The sequence below is a fragment of the Aquiflexum sp. genome, from assembly GCF_041751335.1.
Classification (GTDB): Bacteria; Bacteroidota; Bacteroidia; order Cytophagales; family Cyclobacteriaceae; genus Aquiflexum.
In genome coordinates, this window is the sequence record NZ_JBGSXS010000302.1 from 1 (window position 1) to 21,279 (window position 21,279).

Genomic DNA, 21,279 nt, shown 5'->3' on the forward strand with positions numbered 1-21,279 from the left:
AAATGGTTCTGGAGATGGAATGGGAATGGGAAGCGGAAGTTCCGCAGGATCATCTGGAATGAATCAATCATCTGCTGGATCCTCCATGGGTTCAGGGTCTGGATCAGGAAAGTTGACAGATGTGCTGAGACTGCAAGTTCAGATCAAGGCAATGGAGTCTGACTTACAACAGTTGGAGGTAGACAAGAGACCTTTATTGGTTCGCTTTAACCAACTATTAGGAAGGGATAAATACGAGTCAGTAAATTTTGAAACCAACATTTCAACCCACAAAGATATGGGTTGGGAAGTGGCCATGTTGGAAAATATTTTGGAAACCAACCCCATGTTGTTGATGCTGGAAAAAGAAGGATTGGCATATCAAAAGCAAGGGGAAATGGCCAAACTGGAAGGTAAGCCTATGTTTGGTTTGGGCTTAAATTACATGTTGTTTTCTTCACGACCAGAAGCGGGAGTCCCCGGTGGAATGAATGGGATGGACTATATGCCCGCTGGAATGGGCAACAATATGTTGATGCCTATGGCAACGATGACTCTGCCGATCTATCGCAAAAAATACAAAGCCATGGAAACAGAATCCAAGCTTTATTGGGAAGGCAATGAAAGCCAAAAGGAAGATTTGAAAAGAAATTTGGAAACTGAGTTTGAAAGCATCCTTGCATCCATCAAAGATGCAGAAAGAAAAGTCGAACTCTTGGAAGACCAAATTGAACTGATGGAGCAAACGATGGAACTGTCCGTCACATCTTACGCCGCAGAAGGCAGTTCCTTCGAAGAACTCCTGAATATTCAGCGTGAACTACTGGATTTTAGACTCAATGCTTTAAATACGAGAATTGAGAGGGAAATTGCTTTTGCTAAGTTGGAAACATTGGTGGGATTTTGAAGACATAAGACGTTAGACGTAAGACTCAAGATTAAAGAGGTATGAAAGGGCTGCAAGTAGTGAAAGGCTGAATATCAAGAACCAAGTGAGAAATGAGAGATAATTGATAAAGGGGGCTTAGGTTTAAAAATGCCGTAGGAATGACCGAAATAATAGCACGGTAATTTATTGCCAGGATCAAAAATTAGGCATTGATTCTGAAGTGCCAAAGGCACGGAAGATATAAAAAACGATTAAAAAGTTTCAAGTAATTTCAGGAATAGACAGGAACAAAAACAACAAAGTTAGTCATAAAAAAAAATATAAATTAGATCAGGATGACAAGTCTCATGTCTTGCGTCTCATGTCTCATATCTAAAAACAAATGAACACAAAAAGAAACATACTTATCATCATAATCGGTTGCCTATTCTTTGGTGCCATAGTAGGTTGGATTATCCGAGGGGGCGAAGAACACCCTGCCGAGGAACATACCCACATTGACGAAGAGGGAGTGGAATATACCTGCTCTATGCATCCTCAAATACGTCAAAATGAACCAGGCCAATGCCCGCTTTGTGGCATGGCACTCACACCAGTGAGTAATAAAAAAAGCGGTGAATCCAGTCCCTTTATTATGGAAATTACACCTGAAGCAGTTGCGCTTTCCAATGTGCAAACGACTAGGGTGAAATCAGGTTCGGGTTCAGGGAAACTTACCTTGACGGGAAAAATCCAAGCAAACGAGCAGCGTGTAAAAAGCCTCACTGCAAACTATTCAGGTAGGGTGGATCAATTGTTTATCAACTTCACTGGTCAGGAAGTTCAAAGAGGACAGAAGTTAGCGACTCTTTATTCCCCTGAGCTGGTTAATGCACAAAAAGAACTCTTGGAAACAGCAAAAATCAAGGACCGTCAGCCTGCACTATACGAAGCAACAAAGGAGAAACTAAGGCTTTGGAAAATTTCAGAAAAGCAGATTGCAGCTATTGAAAGTTCCGGTCAAGTAGATACTCAGTTTGATATTTTTGCGGATGTTGCAGGGGTAGTGATTGCAAGAAATATAGCAGTTGGGGATTTTGTAAGTAGAGGTACGGCTATGTTCGAAATTGTTGATTTAAGTAATGTATGGGTGATGTTAGATGCTTATGAATCTGATTTGGGAGCAATCCGAAAAGGTGATGATTTAAGTTTTCAAGTGTCTGCTTATCCAGGGAAAGAATTCAAAGCCAAAGTCACTTTTATTGATCCAATGTTGAATCCTGATACCCGTACTGTAGGCATTCGATCAGAAGCGGTCAACCGTAATTTTGAATTGAAGCCTGAGATGTTCGTCTCTGCTACTATTTCTACATCTCAAGCCGGACAATCAGGTTTGATGATTCCAAAAACAGCTATTCTTTGGACCGGTCCACGGTCTGTTGTTTATGTTCAAAAAGGCAACAGGGATGCACCAGCATTTGAAATGCGTGAGATTGAAATAGGTGGTCGAGTTGGAGAGGATTACCTTGTTTTATCCGGTTTGGAAGCTGGGGAAGAAGTAGTCAGCAATGGTGTGTTTGCAATAGATGCCGCGGCTCAGTTGAGTGGGAATTACAGTATGATGAATAGACCTGAGGTCAAGTCATTGGAAACTCCTGAAGAGTTTAGAAGGCAATTGACTGCATTTGTGCAAAGCTATCTTCCAATCAAAGATGCCTTGGTGAAAACCGATGCAGAGGCTACCCGGAAAACCATCAGTCCAGCTAAATCCAGTTTGACAAAAGTAGATATGAAGCTTTTGGAAAGCAAGGCTCATGATATTTGGATGGGACTTTTAAAGCCTATTCAGAGCAGCTTGGACCAAATCGCCCAAACAAAGGACGTGGAAGAACAAAGGAAGCATTTTGAAATTTTGTCTGACAACCTGATCGAAGCGGTAGAATATTTTGGAGTTGTTGAAAATACTGTTTACAGACAATATTGCCCGATGGCTTTCCGGGATAAGGGGGCATACTGGCTTAGCAGTGAAAAAGAAATCCGCAATCCCTACTTTGGAGATAAGATGTTGACCTGTGGAGAAGTAAAAGATACGTATCAGCCGGGGAAAAGGGTGATTTCAGAATCTGGAAGTAAGCCGGATGTACCCGTGGGTCATCAGCATTAATCTTTAATTGAAATATATAGAAATATGCCTAGGTCGAAATAAAATAGAAATAATCTTATATATCATTCATTTACCTAAGCATTTGAGATTTTCTAAATAAATGAATGAAGATCAATAATATTTCGCCCAAGGCATATATCAATCTTATTTCACGAAGTATATTTCTAAAATAAACAATAAACAAAATCACAAATATGAAAATCAAACAATATCTAATCATCCTTCCCTCATTAATCATCATTGCCTGTTCTTCAAATAAGCAAGAAGAGAAAGTGGATGATTCAAATGGACATGCTCATCATGACCATGCTGCACCTTCAGAAACAGTAGCTTCAAAGAGTCCCAGAACTGCCACTATGGCCAATATTGGATCTAACCATGTCCATATCGATTATTCCGCTCCTAGTGTTAGGGGTAGGCAGGTATTTGGTGGATTGGTGGCCTTTGATGAAGTATGGGTTACAGGTGCACATTCGGCTACCAGTATTTCATTTTCTGAAGACATCCTACTTGACGGGAAAACTATTCCTAAAGGAAAATATGCCCTTTTTACGATTCCAGGGGAGAATGAATGGGTGGTTATCATTAATAAAAATTGGGAACAGCATTTGGCTGATGACTATGATGAAAGTGAAGATGTGTTGAGAACTAAAGTGATTCCCAAAAAGTTGGAAAATACTGTTGAACAGTTGAATTTCAAAGTAGCCGATTTGGGAGGTAAGAAGGGGCAGATTGTGTTCCAATGGAGCGGAATTGAGATTCAAATCCCGTTTACATCTCTTTAAATCAACCCTGATGATTCTTTGCCAACCAAAGGATTTAAATCGAAGCTGTTTGAATCGGAAATACTTTTTCTAAGTTCTTCATCCAGTTTTTTTGCTTCGGTTTTGATCATTTTCAAAAAATGGGCAGTCTCTATTGGTGGACTTTTAGGATCAATGATTTCTAGGATACCAATGATATTTGCCAGTTTTGACCTCATCAAATGCGATTGGTTGAATGTAACGGTTTTGAGGTATTGGCTTTGTTTTTGGATGAGATTTTCGGATTTCTTCCTTTCTGAAATATCGAAGAAGCAACCTGCCATCACCAAGGGCTGACCAAGGTTTCCCCATCTGATCACTTTTCCATATCCCAATACCCAGACATCTTTCTTGTGTCTGTTTTTGATCCGAAATTCACTGTGGAAAGGATTTTTACCTAAACTTTCAAAATGCTCTTTTAACTCAGCCTCAACTTTTGGCTTATCGGATGTATGGACATGTTTTTTCCATTTGACATTTTTTTGGGAGTTGCCGTTCAGGTAGGGATTATATCCAAACATCTCATTGAGTGAGAGGCTTAACTTGTCAGATTGCTTTGCAATATCCCAAATCCAGAATCCAATCAGGTTATCTTCCAACAATCCTTCCATCAGATCGTTTTTGGCATGAAGGTCATTGACGGTTTCAGGGAATTCGACTATTTTCTCATTTTTGGAGGAGATTTTATGGCCCACACCGTACAGATGAAATTTATTGTCTTTCTCGATGATTATGGAAAACTCCCACCTTGTCCAATAAAAGTCGCCTCCATCTGATTTGACTTTTCTAAGATCTAGAATAAACTTCCGGTCACCATTTTCCAGTGATTTTTTGAGCAAAAATTCAAAGTTTGAAAAGTCTTTGTAATAAACCAGTTCAGAAAATGAAGTTCCCAAAATGCCAGCTTTCAGAAACAAACACTCTTTTTCAAGATGTTTATTGCTGTCCAAAATATTTCCATCACCATCCAAATGGATAAAATAGAAATAGTCAGAATTATGAAAAATATTTTTCATAGTTTAATAGGCTGATATTATTTTGTTTTGCGCGATTATGTAAAAATATTTAGATTAACAAAGAACATAAATAATAATATAAAAAGCAAAAAATAAGGTTTAAAATTAAAATTCAATTATGGAATCAATTTATCTACTCAATAGAAATGAATTTGGAAATCAGGAAAATTTAGGCAAAATCATCTCCGAAGATGATGCTATGGCGCTTTTAAATGATTGGGTCAAGAATGAAAAACTACTTTTTCATATGCAACAGGTTGGACACTTGATGAAAGCTTTTGCTAAGTCGAAAGGATATGATGAAGATACCCAGCTCATGTGGCATGTATCCGGACTGCTTCATGATGCAGATTGGGATCAATGGCCAGATAATCATTGTAGGAAAATCATTGAGGAACTTGAATCAAGGCAGATTGATCCAAGAATCATAAGAGCAATTGCCAGTCACGGCCCAAGGTATTTTGGGGTAGAACCGGTTTCGGAAATGGATAAGATGCTATATGCTTTTGATGAATTATCCGGTTTTGTCCATGCATATTCCCTGATGAGGCCCCAAGGCTATGAAGGCATGGAAATCAAAGGAGTCAAAAAAAGACTGAAGGATAAAAGCTTTGCTGCACAGGTCAGTCGGGAGGATATTTCAGATGCATCTGAAAAAGCTGGTATTTCTATGGATGATTTAATCCGATTTGTGATTGATAATCAGTTAAGAGCGTGATAGAAATTAATCTTCAAACCAATCATCAGAAACCACCGCATTCCTCAATTCCCTGCAATCATCATTAAACGGTTGCTGAAACTTTAAAAGGTTCAATTCAGATCCTCGTAAACTAACCTTTTTACTAGATATCCCGGCAGCAAAAAAATGGCCTAATACCGTTTCATCAGGATTGGTAATACTGATCATATTTCCTCTGATATTGGCAGGCGGTGGATCAAAAACACTTCCTGTTAGTATCATTTGCTGATTGACCAGCCTCAGGTATCTGAATGTCTCTTCCGATATGGCCATTTGCTCAAAGTCAAACCTGTATCTAAAAGCCAATCTATAACCATCGTCTTCTATGTAACCCGCAGTTTGGCTTGTTCTGAGACCATTGAAGTTGGTGTCATCTTCCAGAAAAAGCCCGCGGGAAACAGTAAAACCCGGTACATCACAATACTTGCAACATTCTTTTGGTTCATAAGGATCGGTTGGTAATTTTCTTGGTGATTTGTAAAATTCAGGATAAGTCTCTACAGTGGAAACTGCGTTTTTGATGTTCCAAAAATAATTATTCCTATCATCAGAGGGATCACTGAAGTGGGCAACCAACTTTATCCCTGACCTGGGATTAAGCCTGTCTTTGGAAGGGATGGTTATGGTATGATAAGTTAGCGAATCCAGAGAGGGCGCCTTATTGGCTTTGGAAGGAAATGAAGTATATTCCAAACCTTCCCGAGTAGTGATTAATAAGGAATAGCTGTTGCCTGTTGTAGCACTGAAGCCTGCGGGAGTTTCATAAACCCCTCCCCGGACTTCATTTAGAAAAATCATAAGACCTGTTTCAAATTCTCGGATCGCCACATTTGCTTGGACAACCGGTCTGATAAAATCAACAAATACGCTTCCATAAGTGGCAGTCCTGCTTACCTTGATGATATGTGGTCCAGGTCCATCGGTAATATTGCCTTCCACACTCAGCATACTTTCCCCCTCGGGTGCTTCTATGGTATAGGGGTCTATACAAGAAGTAATCAGTATGCAGAATATTAAAATCCGGTTTTTCATATGTACTATCTAAAATCTATCCGGACCAATTTCCTAAAACTCCAAAAGAAAACCTTATTCATTGAACTCTAATGTGCAGTTATTTTCCAGTTTGACTAGATTTTGTAAAAATAAAAAATAACAACTAAAAGGCAATTAATTAGATTTCTTTAAAACCCATGATTTTTACGAGTCATAGAAAAACAAGAATTTAGTCAAACCCAGCTGTATTAGTTAGTTCTAACTTCTTCCCAAAAGTTATCTAAAGATTTACTGAAGATCCCATTATCTGTGGCAATATATGCCTTTCCTTGAAAAAATTTAATGCTGTATATTGCATTTGCCTCTAACCCTGTGCGGTCAAGCTCAAAGGTTAGAACGTTGTTTGAGGTTGGGTTAAGGTAGTTGGTTATTGCAGTCATCTGACCTGCGCCCGGGACAAAATAAACTGCCTTATCTGATAAAGCAGAAATTTTCAAAGGGGCATTTAATTCCGTAATAAACTTTGGGTTATTGAAGCTGGAGTTTGCAGAATAAGAAATTCTGCCAACATGGGATTCGGATATCAGAAATCCTCCAGATTGGTCAACTGTATAATCAAAAAACCTAAATTCAGGATCTCCCTCTGTAGGACTATCCATACCGATGATATTTGAATCTTTACCGATAAGATATGTTTTTCCTGAGGAAATGTCCTCACTATTTGCTGTAATATGGGCAATCCATTGGTTTCCTGTATTTTGTATACTTCTTATCATGAGGTCTTTGGTCTGCGGATCAAGTCCAAACGATACAGGCTCAAAAATCTTGTAATTGACAGCCCTGACCAAGTTGAACCCTTCGTCAAATTCCAGATCTGACATTGCGATTTTTAGTTCACCATCTATCAATATATTGAAAATTAAGGTATTTCCGTTCAAAGCAAAATTTCTATTCATAATAAATGCTGTGGATTTTGAATCTGCAAATATCCTTCCCCCATTGACAGCTGCTCCGATTGCATCTTCTAGATTCATGATCAAAGGATTTCCAAATCCTCGTTTTGGAAAAAATATAAAACCGTTTAGCGTTTCAATTGGCCTCACCATATAATCATCTGAAAAAGAAGGTTCAAAATTCAAACTCAATCCCCCCAAAAAGCAGCAAGTGGCGACGATATTACCTGAAGCATCAATATAACCTGGAACCAGTTCGCTCAGTAAATAAAGCCGATCACCTTCGACTTGCAGACCAAATATTTTTGAATCATTGATATGTGAGTTACCCTCTACTTTTTCGAAATTCTCAGGCTCAATCTTTGGATCCTGTGGATCAGTGCATGATACACTAAACAAGATTAGAATATACAAGAACCAGTGATTTTTCATAGCCTTCATTCATTTACTTAATAAAGATAAATTGAATAATTCAGAAAAACTAAATTCTTTTTTTGAAAAGGAAAAAGCCTTAGTCTGCTTTTTCCTTATATTCTCTCAATTCTGCTTCCTCTTCCTCCTCAGAAAAGCGATCGACTTCAGACGGTTTATTGGCTTCCCTCGTTTCTTCCCTTCTTTCCTGTTCCGCTTTCACTTCATTCAATGATTTGAGGTGGGAAGGAGGAGGAGGTAGCAATTCTTCGTCATCTTTTTCATAAGGGAAAACCTCAATTATGGGACTTTCAGTCACTTCAGGAACCCTGAATGAAACCAGCATATTGCTCAGGCTTTCATGGATACGGTCATAAGCTTCTTTGACATCATGGGCAGTCACTAACATAAATTGGGTAACTTTTTTTTCTTTGCCACTATCCGCATCGGCTACTATATAACTGATCTTACACTTGTGCCAGATGTCTATATCTTCAAAGAAAAAAACATCCACAAAATTGCTTTTGCTGATGTTGGTCACCTGGAAATCACCTCTGATCACAGAACCCAGCATATCATATATCCTGGCCTCAGCTTCGGTAAATGATACCGCATCTACCAGGTATTGTTCTGAAACATTTTTGAGCAAACCCTGCTCATTTTCTTTAGCGTATTTAACCTTACACAAAAACCAAATCCTCATACTTGATCAACATTTTATTAGAGCAGCGAAGGTAATGGTTATTGGCATAAGCAACAATGAAAAAATATTGATTTAGAAATCTTTTAAAAAATCACGTATATTTTGAAGGAATCAAAATCAAATGTGGCAAAAAATCATCTATAGCTTTCCGGTTCAGTTATTGTTTTTACACCTTAGGAAAAACCTGTTATTATTATCCCCATGGATCCTCTTGGTGTTGATTACGTTTCAAAGTTTTGGTACGGTCATTGGTTTGCCATACCTTTTGCTGGATCCCGAATACCTCAACAGGGTGTCCTGGCAAGGATTTTTCTTTATAGGGGTAGCCTTGGGGGTTTTTACCATGTCATTCCACATGACCTGTTATATTTTGGATGGGGCAAAATTTAAGTTTTTGGCTGTCATCCCAAGGCCCTTTGTACAGTTCTGCCTCAATAATTCGATCGTTCCACTCGTGTTTTATATCCTTTTTCTATTTGCTTTTATTAACTTTCAATTGGATAATGAACATGAAAGCAATTGGATTGTACTTACTTATTTTTTAGGATTTTCGGGTGGGACTATTTTAACCTACACCCTAATGTTTTTATATTTTGGATTCACCAACAAAGATTTCTTTATCCTGTTTGCCGGAAGTGTTGAAAAGAGGTTGAGAAAAACCAAACTTCCAAGAGCAAATATGCTCAAGAGAATCAAAGAGAGTCAAAAGGAAAAAGATAAGGTGGTAGATTATCTGGATATCAGTTTTAGGTTTAAGGAAATCCGCCAGGACCTCTCTAGGTTTGAAGCCCATCAATTGCTTCGGGTATTTGATCAAAATCATTTGAATATGTTTCTTATCCAGACTGTTCTGATCAGCTTGATATTGATAATGGGATTTTTTAGAGAAAATCCCTTATTACAAATTCCAGCAGCAGCCAGTGGAATGTTGCTATTCTCCATTTTGACTATGCTTGTCGGGGCGGTCACTTTTTGGTTGAGAGAATGGGCAACTCCTGTTGTATTGGGAGTTTTTTTGCTTTTCAATTATCTGTCAAACACAGCATGGCTGAACAGACCCCATACTGCATTTGGTTTGGATTACGACAAGGTACCTGCTGCCTATAATTTAGATAATTTGCAGGCAATACTCCATAGAGACAGTGTGGAAAAGGATAAAAATTTTACCTTGGAAATTCTGGAAAATTGGCGAAAAAAGTTCCCAGAAAGTGAAAAACCTAAAATGGTCTTTGTGGCTGTCAGTGGGGGAGGGCAAAGGGCAGCTTTATGGACGCTTAAAGTACTTCAAGAAGCTGAAGAGGCTTCAGGTAGACAGCTTTTTCGTCATACACAAATGATCAGTGGGGCATCAGGTGGCGTGATTGGAGCTGCATTTTTCAGAGAACTATATTTGAGATATCAAGATGATCCAAAGTTTCATTATTTGGATGAAAAGTATCTTCATCAGATTTCTGCTGATAACCTCAACCCTATTATCTTCACCCTTTTGGTAAATGACCTATTGATCAGGAATCAATATTTTGAATATAACGGGAGAAGATACCTCAAAGACAGGGGATTTGCTTTTGAAAGTCAATTGAATATCAATACGGGAGAAGTAATGGATAAGACGATTTCGGATTATCTGGAACCCGAGTATAAAAGTCAGATACCGATGCTGCCCATTACACCATTGATCACTAATGATGGCAGAAAATTGATCATTGCACCTTATTCCATGTCCTACATGGGTATTTCCTTGGACCGTACCGAGGGATTTGATGAAAAAAGTCAATCCATTGATTTTCAGAGAATGTTTGAAGACCACCAAGCAAAAAATTTAAGGTTTATTAGCGGTCTTAGGATGGGGGCCACTTTCCCTTTTATCACACCAAACATTCAACTTCCATCCAAGCCTCAAATGCATACCATGGATTCGGGGCTTTCAGATAATTTTGGCGTTCAGGATGCCCTGCGGTTCATGTATATTTTCAAAGATTGGATTATGGAAAACACTTCGGGGGTTGTTTTGATCACGATCAGGGATTCTGAAAAATTCACTGAAATCGAGCAAAAGACCTTACCGAGATTTTTGGAGAAACTGTTTACCCCTGTCAAAAATATTTACATCAATTGGGACAATGTACAGACGCTGAACAATGAGGTGCTTTTTACGAGGATGAAAGAAACCATGGATTTTGAGCTGGAAAGGATTGAATTTGAGTATTCAACTTTGCAATACCTTCGGGATCGAGGTTTGGCCGATCAATTGGGGCCTTTTAGCCCAATCGATCAGGATATCCAACGTGCATCCTTAAATTGGAGGTTGACAGCGAGAGAGAAAAAATCCATCATTGACAATATCAAAAGCCCCCAAAACAGGCTGTCATTGGAGAAAATAAAGCGCTTGAAATTATTTACGCCTTAATTCACTTCTAATTCTTCTTGAAATGCTTCGATTGCTTCCATTTTTCCCACCACATAGACAGTGTCCCCAAGCTTTAGCTTTTGGTCACCGGTGATTTCCGTGATGGTTTTATTACCTCTTTTGATAGCTACTACATTTACCCCGGCTACCTCCCTTATTCGGGCTTCTTTGATCGAAATATTAATGAAAGATCCAGTGTCCTTTTCAACCTTGATACTTACGAAATTAATTTCAGGCAAATCTATTTTAAACCTAGAAGTTACATCTGTGGTGCCCCTGAACATTTGGTAATTATGCGATCTGACATCAGCGGTGAATTCCTCTATATCATGTCTAGCTACAAGATATTTGTGAAGGACCCTGTTAAATATTTCAATCGAGGTTTCGAATTCCTCAGGAATAACCTCGTCAGCACCGAGTTTACGGTTTTCTTCCATTTCATTGACATATCTTGTTCTTACGATGATATAAGGATTTTGAGTGATGTGTCGGATGGTAGCAATAATTCTTTTTGTAGCATCGGCATTGGAAATGGCTATAACCGCCACTCTTGCTTTGTGTATCTGTATGTGTTCAAGTACGGATTCATTTGCAGCATCACCATACATAATAGGTTCTCCTTTCAATACCTCTGCCCGCACCGTCTCTGGATTCATTTCAATAATGGCATAGGGGATATCCGCTGATTTTGCGGCCTTGGAAAGATTGCGTCCATTTAGTCCAAATCCAATGATCACCAGATGGTCCTTCAGGGTTTCATCTTCCAATGAAGGTTCAGGAATATTTTCATTTCCAAACCTTTTATTCAGTCTGCTGGGCAAGGGTAAATTGAGAATCCCACAAGCCAATTCTTCCCTTTTTTTCAGAATAAAGGGAGTAACAGCCATGGTCATGATAGAAATCGCCAGAAAATACTGATAGGTTTCATCATCAAACAAACTATATGTCATCCCTACTTTGGCCAGTAAAAGCGAAAATTCACCGACTTGAAAAATCGAAAAGCCAACCATAAATGCTTCCTTAAATCCCTGTCCAATTGCCCTTACAGATATGGATACGATTACAAACTTGACGACAAATGTCAGAAGCGTCAGTCCGATGATGACAAAAATGTGGGAAAACAGGAAAGTAATGTCAAACAACATACCCACAGAAACAAAGAAAAAGCTAAGGAATACTTCTCTAAATGGAAGGATTTTTCCAGTAGCATGATGGCTATAATCGGATTCGCTGATGATTAGTCCTGCTAAGAATGCTCCCAAACCCAAAGAAAGTCCCAATAAGGAAGTCAGATAGGCAACAGCGAAACAGATTACTATAATACTCAATAAAAACAATTCTTCATTTTTGGATTTCGCTATCCTGAACAAGAGATTGGGCACAAGGTATTTGGCACTGACGATGGTAATCAAGATAACCAAAGCTCCTTTTACTGCCATCAAGAACAGCGACAAGGCAATGTTGTCACTCTCTCCCGCAAGCATCGGAGTGAACAGCATCAATGGTACAATTACCACATCCTGGAAAATCAAAATGGCCAAAGTGGTCCGGCCGGGAATGGTATTGACCTGTCCTCCTTCCTGTAAAAGCTTTAGTACAATAGCAGTACTGCTTAAAGAGAAAAGAAAACCGATAAAAACGGCTACATTCCAATCAAAACCCAAAAAATAGGAAATAAAAGTAGTGACCAAAATAGTAATGGAGACCTGCAATGACCCGCCTATAAAAACCGCTTTTTTTATAGAAAGAAGACTTTTTAAGGAAAATTCCATTCCGATGACAAAAAGCAAAAGAATTACTCCTATTTCAGAAAGAACCTCGACTGTGGTAGAAGCCTGGACCAACGATAAACCATAAGGCCCTGCAATCGCACCGGTAAACAAAAACCCGATGATGGTGGGGATTTTAAGCCTCATAAAGAGCAAAATCACCAATGTAGCAAGTCCAAAAATCAGGACTATATCTGATAACATTGGCAATTCAACTGAAGCTAGAAGGAAAGATAACATAAAAGAAAGGTATTGTGATTGAATTGAATAAGGCCAAAAATACAATTTCAGATTTTAATAAACCCCATTTATTAGAAATCAATAAGCCAACCCAAGCTTTTTATAAATAAAATGCATCAACCAAGCCGGACCTATCAACAAAAATTGAAGGTCTTTGAAAAAGGAAGGTTTTTGACCCTCTATCTTATGTCCGTAAAATTGAAAAATCCAAGCTAAACTAAAAATGATCAAACTCACAGCCCATAAAGGGACCGGCGATATCAGATCAATTAAATTGGCCAAAGCAATACAGAGTGCAGAGAAAAAAAACATGCCTAAGGCCAATGGAAGGGATAAGGAGGCATAGTAGAAGAGGACCAAAATCAAAATTATAGTTGCCCAATTTGCAAAACCTTGTGAAAAAGGTAACATACCTGACAATTGTTCTGATGGTAAGCTGTAAACCAATCCCACTATACTGAAGAAGATTGCAGGTACACAAATCCAATGTATCGTTTTGTTTGTTTCATTTTGATGGCTTTGGCCATACTCCAACAAAAGTTCGTCTATTTTTCTCATGGTATCATTGGGGTTTTAGTGTTCTGGATTATCATTGGGTCAGAATAAAGAGATAAGCAAATTTTGGAATATCTGCATTAAATTAATAAATAGCCTCAAATATCTCTAATCTGGAAAAAATAAATGTTAAGTTTTTGGGAAAAGAAGCACTTTTTGGATTTTGATCTGATTGTAATCGGAGGTGGAATTGTAGGACTTTCTGCCGCAATACAGTACAAGAAACAGTTTTCAGATAAAAAGGTAATGGTTCTAGAGCGGGGATTGTTTCCCAGTGGAGCGAGTACCAAGAATGCAGGTTTTGCCTGTTTTGGGAGTATTACGGAAATTTTGGATGATCTTAACCACCAGACTGAACAAGAGGTTCTCGATCTAGTGAAAAAAAGATATTCAGGACTTTGTGCCATCAGAGAAGAGTTTGGAGATGAGGCATTAGGATATCAGGCAACAGGTGGATTTGAATTGATAACTGAAAATGAAATTGCTGAATTGAATCAACTTGATAGGATCAATAAACTTTTGTTCCCTTTATTCGGGGATTCTGTTTTTGAGGAAATAAAGGATATTTCAAAATTCGGATTTTCAAAAAATGTCCTGAAAGTAATCCAAAACAAATATGAAGGTGAATTGGATACAGGAAGATTTATTCAATCGTTATGGGATAGGTGTCAGCAATTGAATGTAAAGATATTGACTGGTTCCGAAGTCAAGCATTTGGATATTGAAAAGAGTGAAGTCACTGTGCGGGACGGAGAAAGTGGGATTACTTTCAAATCACAGAAAATAGCTGTCTGTACTAACGCATTTTCCAAAAGTCTAATTCCTCAATTGGATATTTTGCCCGGTAGGGGATTGGTTATGGTGACCAAAAAACTCCCCAAGACAATTCCCTGGACAGGTTCTTTTCATTTTGATAAAGGCTATGTTTACTTTCGGAATGTTGACAATAGGATATTGTTGGGAGGGGGAAGAAATATGGATTTCGAGGGTGAACAGAGCACCGATTTGGTTGTTAATTATAAAATCAGAGATTATTTAAAAAAAACCTATAGTGAAATCATCACTCCGGGAACATCACCTGAATTTGAAATGGAATGGGCCGGAATCATGGCCTTTGGCAGTTCAAAAACCCCTATAGTGAAGATGATAAATAAGAATGTTGGATTGGCTGTCAGATTAGGAGGGATGGGTGTGGCCATAGGATGGGAGACGGCAGGGGATTTGGTAACGCAAATATCAAAAGTGTAATATTCCAAAAAATCACTAAATTCAAATTTTAAAATTTTCTAAATAACCTTTGATGATAAATAAACATAAGGAACCCTCAATACCAGAAGCATTATTTCCGATCGCTTTTCTTATTGTTTTACTGGTCATCAATATTTGGATATTTGGTACAGAGGGACTTTCAGGTTCAAATCAAATGGTATTGGTCATATCATCTGCGGTAGCTGCTTTGGTAGCAGTATTCAGGCTTAATATCAAATGGGAGATACTTCAGGATGGCATTGTCAAAAGCATATCCTCTGCCATGTCAAGCATTTTAATTCTGCTGCTCATAGGATCTCTTGCCGGTACATGGATGATCAGTGGGATTGTTCCTGCCATGATTTATTATGGATTACAGATTTTGAATCCCACTATTTTTCTTATTGCGGCTTGTATCGTGAGTGCCATTGTGTCGATTGCCACAGGCAGTAGTTGGACAACTGTTGCAACGGTGGGTGTTGCATTGCTTGGAATCGGAAGAGCATTGGGTTTTGAAGAAGGTTTAATCGCAGGAGCAATCATATCAGGAGCTTATTTTGGTGATAAAATGTCTCCATTGTCAGACACCACAAATTTAGCACCTGCAATGGCTGGAACAGATTTGTTTACCCATATCCGCCATATGACCAAAACTACATTTCCCACCATGATTATTACTTTGATTATTTTTGGGATTATCGGTTTTACATCCGGCGCGGAAGGTTCTGTCGGTCAGGTCAAAGAGATTTCTGCTGTTATTTTGGAAAATTTTAATATCAATGGTTGGTTGTTTATCGTCCCATTGGTGGTAATTGGAATGATTATCAAAAAAGTACCCGCTGTACCTGCTTTACTCACCGGCGCTCTTCTTGGGGGAGTTTTTGCCATCATTTTCCAACCTGAAGTAATCAGACTTATAGCCAATGAGTCTGGTTCAAGTATGGTATACCAGTCTTTTAAAGCTGTCATGATGGCACTTTACGGTCAAATAAGTGTTGTCACTTCGAACGATGTAGTAAATGAATTGTTGATCACAAGAGGGATGGCAGGAATGTTGAATACTATTTGGTTGATCGTATGCGCCATGGCATTCGGAGGAATTATGGAAGAAAGTGGAATGTTAAGGGTATTGGCAGAAGCGGTAATCAGGAAAGTCCATTCAGTTGGTTCTCTGATAGCCTCAACAGCGGCGACTTGTGTTTTCTTCAATGTTACGACATCTGATCAGTATTTAGCAATATTGGTACCAGGAAGAATGTATGCGGATATTTATAGAAAAAGAGGGTTGAAGCCTGAAAATCTCAGTAGGACTTTGGAAGACAGTGCGACAGTGACTTCTGTATTGATTCCTTGGAATACTTGTGGTGCGACTCAGGCTTCTGTCTTGGGAGTGGCCACTTTGACGTATGCGCCCTATTGCTTTTTCAATATCATCAGTCCATTTATGACCATCTTATTCGGTTATTTGAAATGGGGCATCAATTTTTATAGTGAAGAGGAAATGTTGGAAATTAAAAAGGAGTTTGCGGTATGATTCCAAAAAAAATCTCAAAAACTGAAATCATGGACTTGCCTTTGGGACAGTTTGAGGGAGAAATAGTATTAGTAAATAAGCCCACTCAGATAGTGGATGTGCTCAAAGTGCTTTCAGGAGAAAGTCTTATAGGATTTGATACTGAAACCAGGCCTTCATTTACCAAGGGCAATCAACATCAGGTTGCACTTTTACAATTAGCGACTAAGGATATAGCATTTTTGATCAGGGTCAATCAGATAGGCATGCCCGGTTCCATCATAGAATTGCTTGAAACAAAACAGATTGTCAAAATTGGTGCTGCAGTCAGAGATGATCTCAAAGCACTCAGCAAGCTTAGAGAAAAATTTGCACCTCAGAGTTTTTATGATCTTAATGAGGAACTCAAAAGAGTGGGTTTCGAAAATGTAGGTGTAAGAAACTTAGCTGCAATGGTCCTAAATGTCAGGATCTCAAAATCAGAACAAGTATCCAATTGGGAAGCACAGGTACTTACAGAGAAACAAATGCTCTATGCTGCAACGGATGCATGGGCCTGTCTGGAAATTTTCAATAAACTGAGCTATCAAGGATATCTGGAAGGAACCTTTAATAAATAGTCATTTCCACACCTTCCATAATTTCAAATTTTGAATTGATTTCATTTAACACCCCTTCCCTGACTAATAATGACATTTTACAATTATTGTCAAAATGTTGGCTGATTATTTCTAGGTCAAAATCCTTGATCACTTTCATGATATCATTCATTGACAAATAGTCAAATTGAAGCAAGACCTTTTTTTTCACAATTGCCTCAACTATATTATTATTTGATATGGCTTCCGCAGCGGCGATTTTATAAGCTGAAATCAATCCACCTACTCCCAACTTTACCCCTCCAAAATACCTCACAACTACAATCAGTACATTGGTGAGTTCATTAGACCTGATCTGACCGAGTATAGGATCTCCTGCCGAATGATTGGGCTCTCCGTCATCATTCGCACGGAATATTACTTTGTCCTTGCCCAATATATAGGCGTAACAATGGTGCCGTGCATCATAATATTCTTTTCTTAGAAAATCGAGCTTTTCCTTTATCTCATCCTCGTTAGAAACAGGAAACGCAAATGATAGGAATTTGCTTCCTTTTTCCTTGTAAAGTCCTTCTGAATTATCTGAAAGAGTCAAGTATGTGTCTTTTTTTTCCAAGGTTTGTAATTTGATACAGGGATTCTATTTTTTATATCAGGACAAATAAACTACCGGAAATTAATATTCCAGTATTTTCCCTAATGAACAAATAAAAAAAGTATGACAAAACTATTCAAGTAAAGCTGTAAATTAGATTTTGTTTACTTGATAAACATCAACTGCTGAGAAGACATAAAAATTCATTTTTATTTATGGAAGGGAATCCACTTGTCACCATTATTCTCACCGCATTTAATCAGAAGCAATTTGTTAAGTTTGCTTTGGAAAGTGTGAGAACTCAGGATTATTCAAATATTGAATTGATAATAGTGGACAACGGAAGTTCCGACACTTCGCCTGTGGTCATTCAAGATTGGATAGCAAAGCATAATCTTGATTTCCCGCTTAAGGTCATTTTTAGAGAAGGTTCACTTCCTTATTGTAAGTCATTCAATGAGGCATTTTCTCGGGCAAATGGTAAATACCTCGTTGACCTTTCCGGAGATGACATGCTTACAAAAGACCACATCAGGTTAGCAGTGATCAAGCTTCAGGATTTTTTGGGTTCGGCTTGTTGCTTTTCCGATGTACTTTTGATAGATGAAAAGGGACATGAAAACACTTTTTATAAGCGGAATTTTAGAGGGAAGCTGAAACAAAAAATTAGGGTAGGGGACATATACAGAGATCTGGTGAGAAAATATGTTGTTCCCTCAGTTTCTTTGGTTTTTGATGCAGATCTTTTCCGGAGAGAAGGTGGATATGATGAGGACCTGAGTTATGAGGATTTCGATATCATGGTCAGATTGGCAAGAAAATACCCATTTGTATTTTCCAACCATATAGGTGTGAAAAAAAGGATTCATTCAAAATCTTTTGCTGCCACACAGTATTCTTCTCGAAACTCCATTATGCTGCCATCTACTTTGAAGGTATGTCAAAAAATAAAAACTATGAACCGTTCTCCCAAAGAGAATAAGGCATTACTTCAACGGGTAATGTTTGAAACAAAACATGCCCTTTGGTCAGCCAATTTTGATGTGGCAGAGGGATTTTTGGCTTTGGCAGGAGAATTGAATGCAAGTGGAAAGACATTTGAATGGTACAAAAAATGGTGTCAAAAAAGATGGGATTTTTCTACCATTTATGCGGTACTGAAAAAAATCAGCCCACAATAACTTCAACCATATTTTCTTTCTTGAAATATTTTTTACCCACAGCCATGATAACTTCCTGATTGAAACTGAGTATATGTTCGAGTTGGGCTTGAAAAAAAGAAAAGTCAAGACCTGCCTGATGGATGGATTTAAAACGCCCTATCAGATCAAAGCTAGAACTGAATTGAGTCAGCAATTTTCCCACCATATAATTCCTTACGGTTTCCATTTCATCAACTGGCACAGGTATATTTTGCAAGGTTTGGATTTCATGGTACACTTCTTCAATGACCTTGTTAGAAAATTCTTTGATCACATCTGCCATGACAATCCAGTAGTCAGCTGTCTTCAAACCTCCAAGGCTGCTGCTGATGCCATAAGTATAGCCTTTGTCTTCCCTGATATTTTTGATTAACCTGCATCCAAAATAGCCCCCTAAAATCGTGTTAAAAATCAATAGATGGTGGTAATCAGGGTGAGTTTTGGAAATCATGTGGCATCCAATCCGGAGACTGCTTTGTACGGATTTCTCTTTTTCTTCCCGGATTTTATGGGATGGAATATTGAAAGGATCGCTATCGGATTGGGGAGTTAACCTGACCGGTAAATTTTCAAATGCCTTAACAATAGCATTCATTTCCTCTTCTCCAATATTACCTGTTAGAAATATTTCGGGATTGGTCCAAAGCTTATGGTGATAGTATTCCTCTAAGTCTTCACTTCCAAACAAGTCCACATCTGTTTCCTCAGCAATTTGGCCGTACGAATGATTTTCACCAAATAATGCCTTTCTAAACAATGAGGACGCCCTATGCCCATTCTGTTCTCTATGGATGCTAATGCTGAGGGCTTTTTGTTTTTTTCTTTTGAGCAGTTCTTTTTCTGGAAAAACAGCTTCGGTCAACAATTCCCTGAAAACAGGCAATACTGTTTTGAAATGTTTTTTTGTGGTCAGGAGTGAAAGCCCCTGATGTTCAAAGCCCAATTGTGGCTCTACCTCTGTCGCATAGGTGTCAAAAAAATCATCAAGTTCAGCTGCATTTTTGGTTTTGGTTCCTTCCATCACCATTTGCAAGGTGAAGGAGGGTACTAGTTTTTTGTCAAAGTTTTTATCTGTCAAACCTGTATCTGCACAGATTTCAAGTTTGATGGCATCTATTTCAGGGGTAGGTATAAAATAAATCGGGACTCCATTTGAAAGAGTCCTGATTATTGGGGTTGGAAAACTTATTTCTTTTGGGATCTGAAATCCCGGTGCTGTTGACCTATCTAAAATCATTTACGGGGGATGTTGTAGGAAAGGGATAATCTTAAAGTTTCAGCCAATGGATGGTTTTGTTGCTGTGGTACGAGGTAGGAAAAATCAAATCCAAGTTCTTTGTATACAATTCCAACACCCATGGTAAAATACCTTCTTCCACCTTTATTGGGGTTTTCGTAGAAATATCCAGCTCTAAGTGCAAATGTCTCACTGTACAAGTATTCCATACCAAATGAAACCATTACCTCTTGCATTTCTTCTCTGAAACCATCAGGAGCATCATTAAAAGATCCGAAGATACCGGAAAGCAATGGCCTGTCAGGATTTCTTCCTCTCTCAATTTCAAAACCGCCCTCTCCATCAGGAATTAAGGCTCCATTTTCATCTGTTGCAAAAATCGGAGGAGAAGGAACAAGCAACTTATTTAAATCCAAAGTAAACGTTAAGGAATTGTAATCATTCAAATTCATCATGTAGGCTGTACCAACTCTCAAATTTGTCGGGATGAAATCCAAATCATCAGCACTATTGTAGGTGAGTTTAGGACCAATATTGGTAATGGTTGCTCCCCAAGACCAGAGTCCAATTTTATCACCGGATAAGACTTCCGTGTTATAATAGATACCAACATCAGTTCCCACAGATATACCCGGTCTACTTTCAGCACCACCCACCGAAGACACATTTCCGGAAAGATTGGAATGGATAAACCTTGCGGAGATACCAAGTCCCAATTTGTCTGAAAGTTTTCTTGAATATGTTCCTCCAATGGCAATTTCCCGAGGAGTAAACTCTCCCAATTCCTGACCCAGCAGGCCGGTTTGGATAATGTCTCCCATATTGAAATACCTCATGTCAAAACCCCATGCAGATACTTCATCGATTTTTTTGTAGGCTGTCAAATAACTGAGCGACATATCATTCACCAATCTTCCCAACCATGGGGAATATGAAAGTGAGAAGCCCATTTCATCTTCAATAAAAGCCAGCTTACCTGCATTCCAATGTGCCGAAAAAGCATCCGGACTGGTAGCTACCCCCGCATCACCCATGGCAGAATGTCTGCTGTCAGGAGCGAAATTGAGAAAAGGCACAGCGGTGGTAATCACCCTTCTATCAGGATCTTGTCCTGAAATTATCGGGCCTGTTTGTCCTTGAGAAAGATTGGACAAAAGAAAAAACCATGAAAAAATGGTCGGGGCAATTAAGGTTCTTATTTGTAGTTTCATTGAATAATAATTTTTCCGCTCTTGGTGTCTGAGGAACCATCTTTTTCAGAAGTGAGCAATAACCTGTAAATATA

The 21,279-nt window shown here is 38.6% G+C and carries 18 protein-coding genes; 9 read left to right on the forward strand and 9 right to left on the reverse strand.

All coding sequences use genetic code 11. The features are described 5' to 3' along the window. The 3 genes from ACEW8U_RS16945 to ACEW8U_RS16955 all read left to right on the forward strand — a co-directional run. The coding region (locus tag ACEW8U_RS16945) for a TolC family protein (RefSeq protein ID WP_373523240.1) at positions 1-886 on the forward strand (886 nt) is incomplete at its 5' end. A gap of 364 nt (positions 887-1,250) precedes the next feature. After that, a complete protein-coding gene (locus ACEW8U_RS16950; protein WP_373523241.1) occupies positions 1,251-3,011 on the forward strand; it encodes an efflux RND transporter periplasmic adaptor subunit in 1,761 nt (586 codons plus the stop codon). 194 nt (positions 3,012-3,205) lie between these two features. Beyond that, positions 3,206-3,796 carry a DUF2911 domain-containing protein gene (locus ACEW8U_RS16955; RefSeq protein ID WP_373523242.1) on the forward strand — a complete coding sequence of 197 codons (591 nt, stop codon included), beginning with the start codon at positions 3,206-3,208 and terminating at the stop codon, positions 3,794-3,796. Here ACEW8U_RS16955 and ACEW8U_RS16960 read toward each other — a convergent pair. Beyond that, a complete protein-coding gene (locus ACEW8U_RS16960) occupies positions 3,793-4,830 on the reverse strand; it encodes a PAS domain-containing protein (protein ID WP_373523243.1) in 1,038 nt (345 codons plus the stop codon). The genes ACEW8U_RS16955 and ACEW8U_RS16960 overlap by 4 nt on opposite strands. Before the next feature lie 118 nt (positions 4,831-4,948). Here ACEW8U_RS16960 and ACEW8U_RS16965 point away from each other — a divergent pair, with 118 nt between their 5' ends. Then, positions 4,949-5,548 (forward strand): hydrolase, encoded by a 600-nt coding sequence (locus ACEW8U_RS16965; protein WP_373523244.1) that lies wholly within the window; start codon positions 4,949-4,951, stop codon positions 5,546-5,548. Positions 5,549-5,554: 6 nt separating this feature from the next. Here ACEW8U_RS16965 and ACEW8U_RS16970 read toward each other — a convergent pair whose 3' ends face one another. The 3 genes from ACEW8U_RS16970 to ACEW8U_RS16980 all read right to left on the reverse strand — a co-directional run bounded on the left by ACEW8U_RS16970 (position 5,555) and on the right by ACEW8U_RS16980 (position 8,629). Then, positions 5,555-6,601, reverse strand: coding sequence for a DUF4249 domain-containing protein (locus tag ACEW8U_RS16970; RefSeq protein WP_373523245.1), 1,047 nt, complete (start codon positions 6,599-6,601; stop codon positions 5,555-5,557). 209 nt (positions 6,602-6,810) lie between these two features. Then, positions 6,811-7,947 carry a hypothetical protein gene (locus tag ACEW8U_RS16975; protein WP_373523246.1) on the reverse strand — a complete coding sequence of 379 codons (1,137 nt, stop codon included), beginning with the start codon at positions 7,945-7,947 and terminating at the stop codon, positions 6,811-6,813. Positions 7,948-8,026: 79 nt separating this feature from the next. Then, the gene (locus tag ACEW8U_RS16980; RefSeq protein WP_373523247.1) at positions 8,027-8,629 is read right to left on the reverse strand and encodes a DUF4494 domain-containing protein; all 603 of its coding nucleotides are present in this window, start codon (positions 8,627-8,629) and stop codon (positions 8,027-8,029) included. Between the two features lie 121 nt (positions 8,630-8,750). On the opposite strand from ACEW8U_RS16980, the gene ACEW8U_RS16985 reads away from it, so the two are divergent. Continuing rightward, on the forward strand, positions 8,751-11,036 hold the full coding sequence (locus tag ACEW8U_RS16985) for a patatin-like phospholipase family protein (protein ID WP_373523248.1): 2,286 nt from the start codon (positions 8,751-8,753) through the stop codon (positions 11,034-11,036). On the opposite strand, the gene ACEW8U_RS16990 is transcribed toward ACEW8U_RS16985, so the two are convergent. Both ACEW8U_RS16990 and ACEW8U_RS16995 read right to left on the reverse strand, forming a co-directional pair. After that, positions 11,033-13,045, reverse strand: a complete 2,013-nt coding sequence (locus tag ACEW8U_RS16990; protein WP_373523249.1) for a cation:proton antiporter — start codon at positions 13,043-13,045, stop codon at positions 11,033-11,035. The two genes, ACEW8U_RS16985 and ACEW8U_RS16990, sit on opposite strands and share 4 nt — an antisense overlap. A gap of 78 nt (positions 13,046-13,123) precedes the next feature. Further along, a complete protein-coding gene (locus tag ACEW8U_RS16995; RefSeq protein WP_373523250.1) occupies positions 13,124-13,603 on the reverse strand; it encodes a DUF962 domain-containing protein in 480 nt (159 codons plus the stop codon). Between the two features lie 123 nt (positions 13,604-13,726). On the opposite strand from ACEW8U_RS16995, the gene ACEW8U_RS17000 reads away from it, so the two are divergent. The 3 genes from ACEW8U_RS17000 to ACEW8U_RS17010 are packed head-to-tail and all read left to right on the forward strand — an operon-like array spanning position 13,727 to position 16,981. Next, entirely contained in the window at positions 13,727-14,848 is a 1,122-nt protein-coding gene (locus ACEW8U_RS17000) for an NAD(P)/FAD-dependent oxidoreductase (protein WP_373523251.1), read from the forward strand. Positions 14,849-14,900: 52 nt separating this feature from the next. Beyond that, entirely contained in the window at positions 14,901-16,382 is a 1,482-nt protein-coding gene (gene nhaC / locus ACEW8U_RS17005) for a Na+/H+ antiporter NhaC (RefSeq protein WP_373523252.1), read from the forward strand. After that, positions 16,379-16,981 (forward strand): 3'-5' exonuclease, encoded by a 603-nt coding sequence (locus tag ACEW8U_RS17010; RefSeq protein WP_373523253.1) that lies wholly within the window; start codon positions 16,379-16,381, stop codon positions 16,979-16,981. Before nhaC ends, ACEW8U_RS17010 begins: the two co-directional genes overlap by 4 nt. On the opposite strand, the gene ACEW8U_RS17015 is transcribed toward ACEW8U_RS17010, so the two are convergent. Then, positions 16,971-17,576 carry a YigZ family protein gene (locus tag ACEW8U_RS17015; RefSeq protein WP_373523254.1) on the reverse strand — a complete coding sequence of 202 codons (606 nt, stop codon included), beginning with the start codon at positions 17,574-17,576 and terminating at the stop codon, positions 16,971-16,973. The genes ACEW8U_RS17010 and ACEW8U_RS17015 overlap by 11 nt on opposite strands. A 194-nt stretch (positions 17,577-17,770) precedes the next feature. Here ACEW8U_RS17015 and ACEW8U_RS17020 point away from each other — a divergent pair, with 194 nt between their 5' ends. Further along, on the forward strand, positions 17,771-18,736 hold the full coding sequence (locus tag ACEW8U_RS17020; RefSeq protein WP_373523255.1) for a glycosyltransferase: 966 nt from the start codon (positions 17,771-17,773) through the stop codon (positions 18,734-18,736). On the opposite strand, the gene ACEW8U_RS17025 is transcribed toward ACEW8U_RS17020, so the two are convergent. Further along, positions 18,723-19,994, reverse strand: coding sequence for a M16 family metallopeptidase (locus ACEW8U_RS17025; protein ID WP_373523256.1), 1,272 nt, complete (start codon positions 19,992-19,994; stop codon positions 18,723-18,725). The two genes, ACEW8U_RS17020 and ACEW8U_RS17025, sit on opposite strands and share 14 nt — an antisense overlap. Next, positions 19,991-21,205, reverse strand: coding sequence for a type IX secretion system outer membrane channel protein PorV (gene porV / locus ACEW8U_RS17030; RefSeq protein ID WP_373523257.1), 1,215 nt, complete (start codon positions 21,203-21,205; stop codon positions 19,991-19,993). Before porV ends, ACEW8U_RS17025 begins: the two co-directional genes overlap by 4 nt. Positions 21,206-21,279: the final 74 nt, after the last annotated feature.

Excerpts from the sequence above, each read along its gene's own strand:
- ACEW8U_RS16950 (WP_373523241.1), top strand. The coding sequence starts at position 1,251 with ATGAACACAAAAAGAAACATACTTATCATCATAATCGGTTGCCTATTC.
- ACEW8U_RS16955 (WP_373523242.1), top strand. The coding sequence starts at position 3,206 with ATGAAAATCAAACAATATCTAATCATCCTTCCCTCATTAATCATCATT.
- ACEW8U_RS16960 (WP_373523243.1), bottom strand. The coding sequence starts at position 4,830 with ATGAAAAATATTTTTCATAATTCTGACTATTTCTATTTTATCCATTTG.
- ACEW8U_RS16965 (WP_373523244.1), top strand. The coding sequence starts at position 4,949 with ATGGAATCAATTTATCTACTCAATAGAAATGAATTTGGAAATCAGGAA.
- ACEW8U_RS16970 (WP_373523245.1), bottom strand. The coding sequence starts at position 6,601 with ATGAAAAACCGGATTTTAATATTCTGCATACTGATTACTTCTTGTATA.
- ACEW8U_RS16975 (WP_373523246.1), bottom strand. The coding sequence starts at position 7,947 with ATGAAAAATCACTGGTTCTTGTATATTCTAATCTTGTTTAGTGTATCA.
- ACEW8U_RS16980 (WP_373523247.1), bottom strand. The coding sequence starts at position 8,629 with ATGAGGATTTGGTTTTTGTGTAAGGTTAAATACGCTAAAGAAAATGAG.
- ACEW8U_RS16985 (WP_373523248.1), top strand. The coding sequence starts at position 8,751 with ATGTGGCAAAAAATCATCTATAGCTTTCCGGTTCAGTTATTGTTTTTA.
- ACEW8U_RS16990 (WP_373523249.1), bottom strand. The coding sequence starts at position 13,045 with ATGTTATCTTTCCTTCTAGCTTCAGTTGAATTGCCAATGTTATCAGAT.
- ACEW8U_RS16995 (WP_373523250.1), bottom strand. The coding sequence starts at position 13,603 with ATGAGAAAAATAGACGAACTTTTGTTGGAGTATGGCCAAAGCCATCAA.
- ACEW8U_RS17000 (WP_373523251.1), top strand. The coding sequence starts at position 13,727 with ATGTTAAGTTTTTGGGAAAAGAAGCACTTTTTGGATTTTGATCTGATT.
- nhaC (WP_373523252.1), top strand. The coding sequence starts at position 14,901 with ATGATAAATAAACATAAGGAACCCTCAATACCAGAAGCATTATTTCCG.
- ACEW8U_RS17010 (WP_373523253.1), top strand. The coding sequence starts at position 16,379 with ATGATTCCAAAAAAAATCTCAAAAACTGAAATCATGGACTTGCCTTTG.
- ACEW8U_RS17020 (WP_373523255.1), top strand. The coding sequence starts at position 17,771 with ATGGAAGGGAATCCACTTGTCACCATTATTCTCACCGCATTTAATCAG.
- ACEW8U_RS17025 (WP_373523256.1), bottom strand. The coding sequence starts at position 19,994 with ATGATTTTAGATAGGTCAACAGCACCGGGATTTCAGATCCCAAAAGAA.
- porV (WP_373523257.1), bottom strand. The coding sequence starts at position 21,205 with ATGAAACTACAAATAAGAACCTTAATTGCCCCGACCATTTTTTCATGG.